Source organism: Streptomyces sp. NPDC088725, assembly GCF_044751305.1.
GTDB lineage: Bacteria > Actinomycetota > Actinomycetes > Streptomycetales > Streptomycetaceae > Streptomyces.
Map to the genome: position 1 here is coordinate 127,216 of NZ_JBIVLO010000005.1, position 12,131 is coordinate 139,346.

The 12,131-nt window shown below is 70.8% G+C and carries 11 protein-coding genes; 5 read left to right on the top strand and 6 right to left on the bottom strand.

From position 1 onward, the window contains the following. Positions 1 to 189: 189 nt before the first annotated feature. The gene (locus tag ACIP6N_RS13930; protein ID WP_401815457.1) at positions 190 to 1,587 is read right to left on the bottom strand and encodes an NAD(P)/FAD-dependent oxidoreductase; all 1,398 of its coding nucleotides are present in this window, start codon (positions 1,585 to 1,587) and stop codon (positions 190 to 192) included. 82 nt (positions 1,588 to 1,669) lie between these two features. On the opposite strand from ACIP6N_RS13930, the gene ACIP6N_RS13935 reads away from it, so the two are divergent. Continuing rightward, on the top strand, positions 1,670 to 2,584 hold the full coding sequence (locus tag ACIP6N_RS13935) for an aminoglycoside phosphotransferase family protein (protein ID WP_401816168.1): 915 nt from the start codon (positions 1,670 to 1,672) through the stop codon (positions 2,582 to 2,584). A gap of 57 nt (positions 2,585 to 2,641) precedes the next feature. Further along, a complete protein-coding gene (locus ACIP6N_RS13940) occupies positions 2,642 to 3,121 on the top strand; it encodes a GNAT family N-acetyltransferase (RefSeq protein ID WP_401815459.1) in 480 nt (159 codons plus the stop codon). 44 nt (positions 3,122 to 3,165) lie between these two features. Here ACIP6N_RS13940 and ACIP6N_RS13945 read toward each other — a convergent pair whose 3' ends face one another. Continuing rightward, positions 3,166 to 4,722 carry an MFS transporter gene (locus tag ACIP6N_RS13945; RefSeq protein ID WP_401815461.1) on the bottom strand — a complete coding sequence of 519 codons (1,557 nt, stop codon included), beginning with the start codon at positions 4,720 to 4,722 and terminating at the stop codon, positions 3,166 to 3,168. A gap of 359 nt (positions 4,723 to 5,081) precedes the next feature. Between ACIP6N_RS13945 and ACIP6N_RS13950 the strand changes: the two genes are divergently transcribed. Then, on the top strand, positions 5,082 to 5,747 hold the full coding sequence (locus tag ACIP6N_RS13950; protein ID WP_401816170.1) for a pentapeptide repeat-containing protein: 666 nt from the start codon (positions 5,082 to 5,084) through the stop codon (positions 5,745 to 5,747). A 502-nt stretch (positions 5,748 to 6,249) separates the two neighbouring features. Here the strand turns inward: ACIP6N_RS13950 and ACIP6N_RS13955 are convergent. From ACIP6N_RS13955 to ACIP6N_RS13965, 3 genes are all read right to left on the bottom strand, one after another. Then, complete coding sequence (locus tag ACIP6N_RS13955; RefSeq protein WP_401815463.1) at positions 6,250 to 6,747, bottom strand: hypothetical protein; 498 nt, start codon at positions 6,745 to 6,747, stop codon at positions 6,250 to 6,252. 392 nt (positions 6,748 to 7,139) lie between these two features. Continuing rightward, the gene (locus ACIP6N_RS13960; RefSeq protein ID WP_401815465.1) at positions 7,140 to 7,661 is read right to left on the bottom strand and encodes a GNAT family N-acetyltransferase; all 522 of its coding nucleotides are present in this window, start codon (positions 7,659 to 7,661) and stop codon (positions 7,140 to 7,142) included. 254 nt (positions 7,662 to 7,915) lie between these two features. Continuing rightward, a complete protein-coding gene (locus tag ACIP6N_RS13965; RefSeq protein WP_401815466.1) occupies positions 7,916 to 8,491 on the bottom strand; it encodes a TerD family protein in 576 nt (191 codons plus the stop codon). Between the two features lie 210 nt (positions 8,492 to 8,701). Here ACIP6N_RS13965 and arfB point away from each other — a divergent pair, with 210 nt between their 5' ends. Beyond that, a complete protein-coding gene (arfB, locus tag ACIP6N_RS13970) occupies positions 8,702 to 9,133 on the top strand; it encodes an alternative ribosome rescue aminoacyl-tRNA hydrolase ArfB (protein WP_401815468.1) in 432 nt (143 codons plus the stop codon). 185 nt (positions 9,134 to 9,318) lie between these two features. Here arfB and ACIP6N_RS13975 read toward each other — a convergent pair whose 3' ends face one another. Continuing rightward, positions 9,319 to 9,876, bottom strand: a complete 558-nt coding sequence (locus tag ACIP6N_RS13975; RefSeq protein WP_401816172.1) for a flavin reductase family protein — start codon at positions 9,874 to 9,876, stop codon at positions 9,319 to 9,321. Between the two features lie 415 nt (positions 9,877 to 10,291). Here ACIP6N_RS13975 and cdgB point away from each other — a divergent pair, with 415 nt between their 5' ends. Then, on the top strand, positions 10,292 to 12,010 hold the full coding sequence (gene cdgB / locus ACIP6N_RS13980) for a diguanylate cyclase CdgB (RefSeq protein WP_401815470.1): 1,719 nt from the start codon (positions 10,292 to 10,294) through the stop codon (positions 12,008 to 12,010). The last annotated feature ends 121 nt before the right edge of the window (positions 12,011 to 12,131 follow it).

The following is a 12,131-nucleotide window of genomic DNA, read 5'->3' on the forward strand; positions in this document are numbered from 1 at the left end:
ATCCTGGTGCGAACGTGCCTCCTATACCTCTGTCCGGACATGCGTCCAGAGTCCGTTTCATACCCGATGGGTACCTGTTTAAGCCTTTTGTTCGGTGTCGGCGTCCGCCCGCGCGGGTGATGCCGGGGCCGGCCGCGCGAGCGGTATCGGGGCCCGCGCGGTGCTCGGCGTCCGCCCGCGCGGTCTGGCTCAGCGTCCGCCCACGCGGTCGGCGAATGACGCGATGGGGTGCGTGGCCGCGCTGCGCCCGCCGGCCTCCCGGCGGTCCGCGGTGCGGTACGCCGCGTACATGCCGTGGACCCCGAGCCAGCGCAGCGGCTCCGGCTCCCATTTGCGGACCTTGTGGTTGACCCACGGCAGGGTGGTGAGTTCCGTGGCGCCCTGCTGTCCGGAGTCCTGCTGGATCAGGTCACGGAGGGTGCGCGCCGCGAGGTTGGTGGTGGCGACCCCGGAGCCCACGTATCCGCCCGCCCAGCCGAGCCCCGTCGAACGGTCCAGGGTGACGGTGGCGCACCAGTCGCGCGGCACGCCCAGCACGCCCGACCAGGCGTGATCGATACGGGCGCCGGTGGTGGACGGGAAGAAACGGATCAGGATCTCGCGCAGCGCCTCGACGGTGGCCGTCTGCGTGCGCCCGTCGTTGTCGGTCTTCGAGCCGTAGCGGTACGGGAATCCCCGGCCGCCCAGCGCGATGCGGTCGTCGGCGGTGCGCTGGGCGTACATGTAGGCGTGCGCCGTGTCGCCGAGGGTTTCGCGGCCGTCCCAGCCGATGGTGTCCCAGATCTCGGCGGACAGCGGTTCGGTGGCGATCATCGAGGAGTTCATGGGGAGCCAGGTGCGGCGGGCGCCCTTGATGCTCGCGGTGAAGCCCTCCGTGCAGCGCAGGATGTAGGGCGCGCGGACCGTGCCGTAAGGGGTGACGGCGTGCTTCGGTCTGATCTCGGTGACCCGGGTCGACTCGTGGATCGTGACGCCGAGCGCTTCGACGGCGGCCGCGAGGCCCTTGACCAGTTTGACGGGGTGCAGCCGCGCGCCGTGCGGCGTCCAGGTGGAGCCGACGGCTCCGTGGACCCGGATCCGTTCCGCGGTCTCGACGGCGCCGTGGAGGGTGCGGTCGGTTTCGCCGAAGGCCAGTTCGGCGGCGTGGAAGTCCTTCAGGCGGGCGAGCTGGGCCGGTGTGTACGCGACTTCGAGGACTCCGCCCTGGTGGATGTCCGCGTCGATCTTCTCCTCCGCGGCGACGCGCACGACCTCGCCGACGGTCTCGTTCATGGCCTGCTGGAGGCGTACGGCGGCGTCGTGGCCGTGCAGGCGGGCGTAGCGGTCGCGGCCCGCGATGCCGTTGTAGAGCCAGCCGCCGTTGCGCCCGGAGGCGCCGTATCCGCAGAAGGCGGCTTCGAGGACGGTGATGTTGAGGAAGGGGACGGCCTTCTTGAGGTAGTAGGCCGTCCAGAGGCCGGTGTAGCCGCCGCCGACGATGCAGACGTCGGCGTTGGTGTCGCCGGGGAGAGGTTCCCGGGGGGCGGGGAGGCCGTCCTGTGCGTACCAGAAGGAGATGCCGCCGTTGGTGGTCTTCGCGCTGGTCATGAGGGTGTTCGTACACCTGTGCGCGTACGGGTGTCCAGGTCTGCCCGGGATTCCCGGGTGCCGTTCTAGGCTCCGTACCGTGATGGACATCCCGGCGGAACTGGCGGAGACACAGGTGAGGCTGCGGGGCGCGGAGGGCCGCGCGTTCGTCGCGGCGCTGCCCGGCCGGGCGGCGGACTTCCTGGAGCGGTGGGAGCTGCGGCCTGCCGGTCCTCCGATGTACGGGATGTGCGCGCTGGTGCTGCCGGTGGAGCGCGTACGCGACGGCACGCGCGCGGTGCTGAAGCTCCAGGACGTCGACGAGGAGACGGCGGGCGAACCGCTGGCGCTGCGCGCGTGGGACGGCGCGGGCGCGGTCCGGCTGCTGGCGTACGAGGAGGAGACGGGGACGCTGCTGCTGGAGCGCCTCGACTCCGCGCGGGACCTCTCGCAGGTCGGCATCCGGGACGCGGTACGGATCCTCGCGGAGCTGCTGGGACGGCTGACCGCGGTCGAGGCGCCGCCCGGACTGCGGCGGCTCGGCGAGGTGACGGCACGGATGCTGGACCGCGCGCCCGCCGTGCTGAGCACGGTCGCGGACGAAGACGAGCGGCGACTGCTGCGGGACTGCGCGGCGGCCGTGCGCGAGGTGGCGGCGGAACCGGGGAACCGGCTGCTGCACTGGGACCTGCACTACGAGAACGTCCTGTCGGCGGTCCGAGAACCGGGCGGCGGTCCGGGCCGTGATCCGGGCCGTGAATCGTGGCTGGCGATCGACCCGAAGCCCCTTGCGGGCGACCCGGGCTTCGAGCTGCTGCCCGCGCTCCACAACCGGTTCACGGCCGGTGACGTGCGGTGGCGCTTCGACCTGATGACGGAGGTGCTGGATCTCGACCGTGAGCGCGCGCGGGCCTGGACGCTGGGCCGGGTACTCCAGAACGGTCTGTGGCGCCATACGGCAGGGCCCGGGGCAATGTCCCGGGACCAGGCGGTCATCGCACGGACGCTGCTGAGCTGAGGGACCCCGACCGCACCCCGCTGGCGAAGTGAGGCGCCGGCAAGGCAGGCTGCGGTCATGATTCGTACCGCTACCGCCGCCGACGTCCCGGTCATCCACGCGATGATCCGTGAGCTGGCGGAATACGAGAAGGCCCTGCACGAGGCACGCGCGAGCGAGGAGCAACTGCACGAGGCGCTGTTCGGCGAGCGGCCCGCCGCGTACGCGCACATCGCGGAGTCGGACGACGGGGAGCCGGTCGGCTTCGCGCTGTGGTTCCTGAACTTCTCGACCTGGCGCGGCGTGCACGGCATCTACCTGGAGGACCTGTACGTACGTCCCGACCGGCGTGGCGGCGGTCACGGCACGGCGCTGCTGTCGGAGCTGGCGCGGATCTGCGTGGAGCGCGGCTACGAGCGGCTGGAGTGGTCGGTGCTGGACTGGAACGAGCCGTCCATCGCCTTCTACCGCTCACTGGGTGCGCTGCCTCAGGACGAGTGGACGGTGTTCCGGCTGACGGACACGGCGCTGAGCACGCTCGGCGGACCGCGCGCGTAGGCGAACCGGCTCGGGCTGCTCAGCCGCCCCGGCGGCCGGGCTGCTCAGGCGGCCGCCGCGGCGGCCGCCTCACGGTTGCGGGGCGAGTGGGCGTTGACCAGGGTCGCGGCGATGACCGCCGCCGCCAGCAGGATGATGGTCGCCCAGCCGATGGCCATCGTGAAGCCGTGGACGGTGCCCTGGTTGACCAGGGCGGTGTGCTGCGCCTTCGTGATGTGACCGCCGCCCTTGCGCAGCGCCTCGGCGAGATGGCTTGCCACATACGTGCTGGTGCTGGTGATCGCGATGGTGTTGAGCAGGGACGTACCGATGGAGCCACCCACCTGCTGCGCGGTGTTGACGGTCGCGGAGGTGACGCCGGAGTCCTGCGGGGCGACCCCGGTGGTGGCGGTGGAGATCGCGGGCATGAAGGTGAGGCCGAGGCCCAGGCCGATGAGCACGGTTCCGGGCAGGATGTGTTCCGCGTAGTTGGAGTGCACGTCCAGGAAGGTCAGTGTGTACATCCCGCCCGCGGCGAGCACCGCGCCGGGGACGAGCAGCAGCCTCGGCTTCACCCGGGGCAGCAGCCGGGCCGAGATCTGCGTCGAGCCGATGATGATGCCCGCGGACAGCGGCAGGAAGGCCAGCCCTGTGGTGAGCGGCGAGTAGCCCAGGATGTTCTGCAGGAAGAACGTCATGAACAGGAACACGCCGAAGAGGCTGATCGTCGTCAGGCACATGATGGCCACGCAGCCGCCCCGGTTGCGGTCGCGGATGATGTGCAGCGGCAGCAGCGGTGCCCGTGAGCGGGTCTGCCACCAGGTGAAGGCGGTGAGCAGCGCGATGGCGGCGGCCAGCATCGCGAGGACGAGCGAGGACGTCCAGCCGTCCTGCTCGGCCTGGCTGAACCCGTAGACGAGCGCGACGAGGCCACCGCAGCCGAGGACGACGCCCGGGATGTCGAGATGCGCGCCCTTGGTGCCCTCGCGGTCGCTGAGCAGCAGGAACGCGCCGACGACGGCGATCGCGGCGATCGGGACGTTCACATACAGGCACCAGCGCCAGTCGAGGTATTCGGTGAGCAGGCCACCGAGGAGCAGCCCGATGGCGGAGCCGCCGCCCGCGATGGCGCTGAAGATGCCGAACGCCTTGGCCCGCTCGGGGCCCGAGGTGAACGTCGTGGTGAGCAGGGAGAGCGCGGAGGGGGCGAGGAGCGCGGCGAAGATGCCCTGGAGGGCGCGCGAGGCGAAGAGCATTTCGGGGCTGATGGCGGCGCCGCCGATGGCGGAGGCGCACGCGAAGCCGATGAGGCCGATGATGAAGGTCCGTTTGCGGCCGACGAGGTCGGCGACCCGGCCGCCGAGCAGCAGCAGCCCGCCGAAAGCCAGGGTGTAGGCGGTGATCACCCACTGGCGGTCACCGTTGGTGAGTCCGAGGTCCCGCTGGGCCGAAGGGAGGGCGATGCTCACGATGGTGGCGTCGAGCACGACCATGAGCTGCGCCGTCGAGATGACGGCGAGCGCCCACCAGCGGTGCGCGTCGGGCTGCGTCTCGGGGGGGCCGGTGCTGCCGGGCCGGGCTCCGGACTCTGCGCCGGATCCGGACATCGCCGGATTGCTCATCGGGATTCCTTCGCCGTGATCGGAACGTATGCCTCCGGTATCAGTTCAGAACACCATGAATCGGTAGGCTCCGCCTTTTTCGCCGGGGAAGGGTTGCTCCATAGGGGTACGTCTGTACGAACGCGTTCTCGGGGGTTCGGGGGCGGCCTCGCCCGCCGCCGCTCCGGGCGGTGCTGTTGCATGGCCCCGGACGTCAAGCGGGCGTCGGATCAAGGGTTTTGGTCGCGGTGTCATGGCTCATCTGCCGGTGTGATGTCAGTGCGGTGGGTCACCATGGGGGTATGGCAGGTAAGACAACGAAGAACGGTGCAAGCGGGGGTTCAACGAGTGACAGTCGGACCGGCGGCGCTTCAGGGACACTGTCGCCGCCGCGGCGGCCGGAGGTGCGGCTGCCGCCGCTGAGTCCGTACGGCGGCGGGCTGGAGCCCGACGGCGACTATGACGGCCTGGAGTTCAAGGAACTGGACCTGGCGGGCCAGGAGGGCGCGGGGGCCCGGTTCATCGACTGTGCCCTGCGGGAGTGCGGACTGACCGAGACGTCGCTCGCGCGGGCCCGGCTCATCGACTGCGTGCTCAGCGGTGTGCGGGGCGTGGGTACGGATCTGTCGGGGGCGTCGCTGCGTGATGTGGAGGTGGTGGACGCGCGCCTGGGTGGCGTGCAGATGCATGGCGCGGTGCTGGAGCGGGTGCTGATCCGCGGCGGGAAGATCGACTACCTGAATCTGCGCAGCGCCAAGCTGAAGGATGTGGTGTTCGAGGGCTGCGTGCTGGCCGAACCGGACTTCGCGGGAGCGGAGTTGGTCCGGGTCGAGTTCCGGGACTGCGTGCTCAGGCGTGCGGATCTCAGCAGTGTGCGGATGCGGGACGTCGATCTGCGTACGGTTGCCGAGCTGGACATCGCGCGGGGGCTGGACCGGCTGGCGGGCGCGGTGATCAGCTCGGCGCAACTGCTCCAGCTGGCACCGGCGTTCGCGGCGCAGATCGGCGTGCGGGTGGAGGACGGCCTCACCGGCCAGGGGTACTGACCCGTGAGGTCGGGGACGCGGCCCGCCCGGCGGCTGCGCGGTGGCCCGGGGCTGGATTTTCGAAGGCCCCGACCTGGGGGGATGGGTCGGGGCCTTCGTGGTGCTCCACGGACACGAGCCTTTGGTGGGGGGAAGGAATCGGTCGCCCGGTTCCAGGCTGTGTCCCGGCAAGGTTTCGTCTGCCCGGTTCTCCAGGACGTACGCCTGCCGATTCGCCAATCGATGGGTGGGCTGTGTGATAGCTGTGTAGCGGCCCTGAAACGGAGGGCGTCACTGCAGGTCAGGCGTGGTGCGGGCGGTGCGGGCACGGGTCGGGAGTGGGGCGCGCGTGGCGTGAACGCGGGGCGGACGGGGGCGGTTGCGCGCGGGACGGCGGCGCCGGTGCGGACCGGAGACGGACGAGGACACCGGCTGGGTGTGACCGGCGCGCGGGTCGGGCGCACCGTACGCGTGGTCGGAGACGGGGTCGGATTCGGCGTCGGATCCGGGGTCGGATCCGGGGTCAGATTCGGGGGAAGCGGGACTGGAGGTCCCAGATGATCGGGTTGTCGGCAAGGCCCTCGTGCATGTCGGTGAGGTCCCCGATCAGATCGTGCAGGAAGTCACGCGCCTCGCGCCGCAGCAGCCGGTGGCTGAAGGTGAGCGGCGGCTCGTCGCCCGGCATCCAGTCGGCCTCGACATCCACCCAGCCGAAGCGCCGCTCGAAGAGCATGCGGTCGGACGACTCGGTGAAATCCAGCTCCGCGTGCTGCGGCTTGGCCGCCCTGCTGCCGCGCGGATCGCGGTCGAGCTGCTCGACGATGTCGCACAGCGCCCACGCGAAGTCCAGCACCGGTACCCAACCCCAGGCGGTGGACACCTCGCGGTCCGCCTTGGTGTCCGCGAGATAGACGTCCCCGGAGAAGAGGTCGTGCCGCAGCGCCTGGACGTCCGCGCGGCGGTAGTCGGTCTGCGGGGGATCGGGAAACCGATGGGAGAGGGAGTAGCCGATGTCGAGCACGGACTCGATGGTGCCACGCCCTGACCCTGCCCCGAGCCATACCTCGCTGACCTGCGCAAATCCCCCGGGCGTGGGCGCCTGCGGGGAATGGGTACGGATACCGGTGACCGGCGGCGCTCGGGTGTGCGCCCCGCGCGACCGCGGCGTACGGGACCGCATCCGCACACGGCAGTCCGCTTGTCCCGCGTCGCCCGTACGAGCCGGTGACGACGGCGGCCGGATGGCTCGCGGTCGGTTCGGCGCCCTCGTCGACCGCCGACTCCACGGCATACGCGGAGCGCGAATCGGGCCGTGACCTCGGCGGGCCATGGGCGGCCTGGCAGTGCGGCGGCGCCGAACCACCGGGCGGCCGGCAGGACGGGCGGACGCACCGGCGTTCAGGCGATCGGCGTTCAGCCGGCGGCGGTCAGATCCTTGCGCAGGACGAGGCACGGGCGGCCGCGCTCGCGGTCGCGGCGGCGGTCGATCTCGGTGTAGCCGAGCGCGGTCCAGAAGGCGAGCGCGCGTGGGTTGTTCGCCAGTGCGGCCAGCCGGAGGCCCGTACGGCCGTCCGTCCGGAAGCGGTCCTCGATCACTTCCGCCAACTGCCGTCCGTAGCCTGACCGGTGCTCGCGGGCGTGCACCATGAGCAGTCCGATCCACGGATCGGGGTCGTCCGGGTCGGGATGGGCGTCGATGGTGACGGCGACGGCGACGAGCCGGCCCGCCGAACGGGCGAGCAGCGCCCGCGCGCCCGGGTCCGCGAACTCGTCGGCCAGGGACGCCGCGACCTGCTCGGGGCGGATGTCGTCCGGGTCCGGGAAGTCCCCGCTGAGCTGCTGGAACTCACGGTTCGACGCGTAGAGCGCGGCAAGCTCGGTGAGCAGCGGTCCGGGCAGAGCGGCGTCCACGGGCGTCAGCGGTTCGACGATCATGCGGCGCAGATTACCCATGGACGGCGGACACGGGCCCGGCCGACGCGGCGGGCGCGTGCGGGAGCACGTGCGGACGCGGGCCGGAGCCGGCACGTCTGCGCCCGGCCGGGCGTACGCCGTCTACCGGGCCTGGGCGTACGGCGTGTGAGGCGCGTACGGGGCCGGGCGTGCGTCACGTACGCGGCCGGGTGTGCGGGAGCCCCCGGCCCGCTGGAACTCAAGCCGGGGCCGGGGGCTTCCGTGCGTGGCGTGACTCAGAGGTTGACGCCGAAGTCCGTCGCGATGCCGACGAGGCCCGAGGCGTAACCCTGGCCGACCGCGCGGAACTTCCAGTCCGCGCCGTTGCGGTACAGCTCGCCGAAGACCATGGCGGTCTCGGTGGCGGCGTCCTCGGTCAGGTCGTAGCGCGCGATCTCCGTGCCGCCCGCCTGGTTGACGATGCGGATGTACGCGTTCCTGACCTGGCCGAAGTTCTGGCTGCGGGTCTCGGCGTCGTAGATGGAGACCGGGAAGACGATCTTGTCGACGTCGGCGGGCAGACCCGCCAGGTTGACGTTGATCGCCTCGTCGTCGCCCTCGCCGGCGCCCGTGCGGTTGTCGCCGGTGTGGACGATGGTCTGGTCCGGCGTCGACTTGTTGTTGAAGAAGACGAAGTGGCTGTCCGAGACGACCTTTCCGGCCGTGGTCACCGCGATCGCCGAGGCGTCGAGGTCGAAGTCGGTGCCGGTGGTGGTGCGGACGTCCCAGCCGAGGCCGACCGTGACGGCGGTCAGGCCCGGTGCTTCCTTGGTGAGCGAGACGTTGCCGCCCTTGGACAGGCTTACAGGCATGGGATGTCCCTTTCGTTGTCGTGTGCGGTCTCCGGGCTGTCCCGAAGTTACCGTCACCCGGCATAACGCAGGCAGGGGATCGAGAGGTTCCAGCCCGGCTTTACTTTCTTTGCCAAGAACGCGGCTGGTGCCCGTCACGTCAAAAAAGCTGGTGCCCGTCACGTCAAAAAAAAGGTGACGGGAGCGGCCCCGGCACGCGAACATGGAGTCATGTCCGGGTCCCCGTATGTCATCCGCGGCTCGGTCTCCCTGCCGGAGGCCGAGCTGATGTGGCGTTTCTCGCGCTCCTCCGGGCCCGGCGGCCAGCATGTCAACACCAGCGATTCGCAGGTGGAGTTGCGCTTCGACCTCGCGAAGACCGAGGCGCTTCCCCCGGTGTGGAAGGAACGGGCGCTGGAGCGGCTGGCGAGCCGGCTGGTCGGCGGCGTGATCACCGTACGCGCTTCGGAGCACCGCTCTCAGTGGCGCAACCGCGAGACCGCGTCCGTACGGCTCGCCGCTCTGCTGGCCGAAGCGACGGCGCCGCCGCCGCGCCCGCGCCGCAAGTCGAAGATCCCGCGCGGCATCAACGAGCGCAGGCTGCGCGAGAAGAAGCAGCGCGGCGACACCAAGCGCGGCCGCTCCGGGCGCGACTGGGGCTGACCGTCCGGTCGCGCGCCGTACTCGCCGTCGAAGCCGTGGAGCGTCACCGGCGGGGCGTCGGCGCTCCAGTCGGGGCTTCTCCGCATCCCGGTCACCTTGGACTCCCGCCATTTCCGGGCCGGTTGATGCCCGAAGCGCCCAAGAGGCCGGCCCTGAGCGCGCCTCGGCCCTGGGCCGAGGCGCGCTCAGCCCTCGCTCAGCTGCCTGTACCGCCCCTTGAAGTGCGCCAGCGGCCGGCCGTCCACGCTCGGCAGTTCCGACGCGAGCACCCTGCCGATCACCAGCGTGTGGTCACCCGCCACCACCCGCTGCTCCGTACGGCATTCCAGCACCGCGAGCGCGCCCCCGACCAGCGGCGCCCCGCTCACCTCGCCCCGCCGGTACGGGATGTCCTCGAAGAGCAGCCGGTCGCTGATCCTGCCCTTCATCGAGAACCGGCCCGCGATGTGCCGCTGGCTCTCGGAGAGGAGCGAGACGGCCCACAACGGCTGCTCGTCCAGCAGATCGTCCATACGGGAGTCGTTGCGGACGCTCACCAGCACCAGCGGCGGGTCGAGGGAAACCGACATGAAGGCGGTCGCGGTCATACCGGCGTCCTCGCCGCGTGGTCCGTCCGCGCTCAGGGGCGCTTCGCGGGCTGTCACCAGCACCACGCCCGAGGCCAGCCGGGACAAGGCGGCGCGGAACTCGTCGTTGCTCACCCCCTCAGGATGAGGGACGGCCGGGGTGCCGGAAGCGCCCACCGGAGAGGCGGAGGACGCATTGGAGGCGGAAGCGGGGGAAGCAGGGGTCGTAGGGGGCACGCATCAGACGCTAGTGTCGGCGCCCCCGGTCCGCATCGGGCCAGGGGACCAGACCGGTCCTAAGACCTGGGACCAGGCCGCGCGCGGAACTGCCCTGAAGGCCGTGGAACAACCGGGCGTTCACTGGGGTTTGCGTACCGGAAGGCTGAGAAGGGCTCTGAACGACAGGCGTCATCACGCCACGGGCCCTTCATCACACGATGTGATCGTAATGTGACTTGAGTCACAGAGTCGAGTATTTGTTGACCCTGTGTACCGGTGGGGCAGCTCGCTGTGATTCAGTGGCGGTCACCGTGCAACACGAGAGCCGATAAGAATCCTGGAGTTACTGTCGAGGTCTCGGGGAGAGCGAGCGATGGAGACCGAGTCGGAGCCGTATGTCCGTCTTGCGACCCTGCGTCAGTTGCACCAGGCCGTCGCCGAACTGAATACGGCGAGAAGCCTCGCCGACACCCTGCAGACCGTCGCCGACGGCGTGGTCTCGGGCCTCGGATACGAACTCGCCTGTGTCAACGTCGTCCAGGCGGACGGTGACCTCGTCGTCGCCGCGTTCGCCGGAAGCGCCGCCGCGGAATCCCTGATCACCGGCCGTGTCGGCTCCCGCGCCTCCTGGGACCGCAGGCTCTCCATGGGGGAGGCCTGGGGCGAGCTGCGCTTCATACCGCACACCGAGGGCTGGGTGCTGCTGGAGGACGACGTACCGCAGTGGTACACGGAGGGACCCGACCCCCGCTTCGAGGACGAGTGGCACCCCCAGGACAGGCTGTACGCACCCATGCACGCCTCCGGTGGGGGCAGCGAACTGCTCGGCGTGATATCGGTCGACCGGCCGCGCGGCGGCCGTCGTCCCGGACCCTGGGGGCAGGAAGCCCTCCAGATGTACGCGTCCCAGGCGGCGATTGCCATAAGCAACGCCCGCCTGCGAGCAAACATGCAGCGCGCCCTCGTCCGGCTCGAACGCGAACAGCAGGCGCTGCGGGCCAGTGAGGAATCCTTCCGCCAGGCGTTCGAGTACGCCCCCAGCGGCATGGCCATCGCCGAGATGGGCGGCGATCAGCACGGCAGGCTGCTGCGGACCAACGACGCGCTGTGCAGGCTCCTCGGCCGCCCCGCCTCCGGCATGCGCCGCTATTCGTTCGCCGATCTCGTCCACCCCGAGGACATCGGGACCCTGCTGCGCACCTCGGCCGAGGGCGGCCGCGCCGAGCTGCGGCTCGGCCGCCGCGACGGCACCTTCGTCTGGGTCTCGCTGCGCAACTCCGTCGTCGCGGACACCACGGACGGCCCGCGCTTCCTGCTCACCCACGTCGAGGACATCGAGGAGCGCAAGCGCCACGAACTCGCGCTCGCCCACCGCGCCTCGCACGACTCGCTCACCGGTCTGCCCAACAGTGCGGAGCTGCGCGCGCGGCTCAGCTCCCGCCTCTGTTCGCGCCCCAACGCGATCCGCGAGACGGCGGTCCAGGCCCTGGACAAGGCGTACGGGGGATACGAGGGCACCGTCGTCCGTGAACCCGGCTACGACGCCCAGGACGGCTACGACGGGTACAACGGCTACGAAGAGCAGGCGAGCCACCGCGCCTTCCGCGGCGGCGGCTTCGACTCGCCCGCCGACGGGACCGCGTTCGACCACCAGCACACCGTCGCGCCGCCCGAAGGGGACGTGGACGACGGCATGAAGGGCCTCGCCGTTCTCTTCTGCGACCTCGACGGTTTCAAGTCGATCAACGACCGTTTCGGCCACAACACCGGCGACGCCGTCCTGATCGAGGTCGCGCGCCGGCTCACCACGGGTGTGCGCGACGGGGACACCGTCGCGCGCCTCGGCGGTGACGAGTTCGTCGTCCTCGCGGACGGCCTCGGCTCCGCGGACGCCGCCGACCTCGCGGTGCGCCTGCGCAACGCGATCATCCCGCCCATCCGGGTCGACGGCAGGGCGGTCCGGGTCGGCGCCAGCTTCGGCATCAGCTGGGCGGCCTGCGGAATGTCGGTCGAGGAAGTACTCCAATCCGCCGACCAGCGGATGTACGTCGAGAAGCGGTCGCGGAACAAGGTCCACCGCAGGGTGAGCTGACCGTGAACTGACGGAGGGAGCACACGGGCCGCGCAAACCCCGCGGATCGCGCAGACCGCACAGATCACACAGATCGCACAGACCATGCGGATCGCGTGGATCGCACACATCCCGCACAGCA

What these genes read in the sequence shown, in the direction of transcription:
- ACIP6N_RS13930 (WP_401815457.1), bottom strand. Translation starts at nt 1,587, where the DNA reads ATGACCAGCGCGAAGACCACCAACGGCGGCATCTCCTTCTGGTACGCA.
- ACIP6N_RS13935 (WP_401816168.1), top strand. Translation starts at nt 1,670, where the DNA reads ATGGACATCCCGGCGGAACTGGCGGAGACACAGGTGAGGCTGCGGGGC.
- ACIP6N_RS13940 (WP_401815459.1), top strand. Translation starts at nt 2,642, where the DNA reads ATGATTCGTACCGCTACCGCCGCCGACGTCCCGGTCATCCACGCGATG.
- ACIP6N_RS13945 (WP_401815461.1), bottom strand. Translation starts at nt 4,722, where the DNA reads ATGAGCAATCCGGCGATGTCCGGATCCGGCGCAGAGTCCGGAGCCCGG.
- ACIP6N_RS13960 (WP_401815465.1), bottom strand. Translation starts at nt 7,661, where the DNA reads ATGATCGTCGAACCGCTGACGCCCGTGGACGCCGCTCTGCCCGGACCG.
- ACIP6N_RS13965 (WP_401815466.1), bottom strand. Translation starts at nt 8,491, where the DNA reads ATGCCTGTAAGCCTGTCCAAGGGCGGCAACGTCTCGCTCACCAAGGAA.
- arfB (WP_401815468.1), top strand. Translation starts at nt 8,702, where the DNA reads ATGTCCGGGTCCCCGTATGTCATCCGCGGCTCGGTCTCCCTGCCGGAG.
- cdgB (WP_401815470.1), top strand. Translation starts at nt 10,292, where the DNA reads ATGGAGACCGAGTCGGAGCCGTATGTCCGTCTTGCGACCCTGCGTCAG.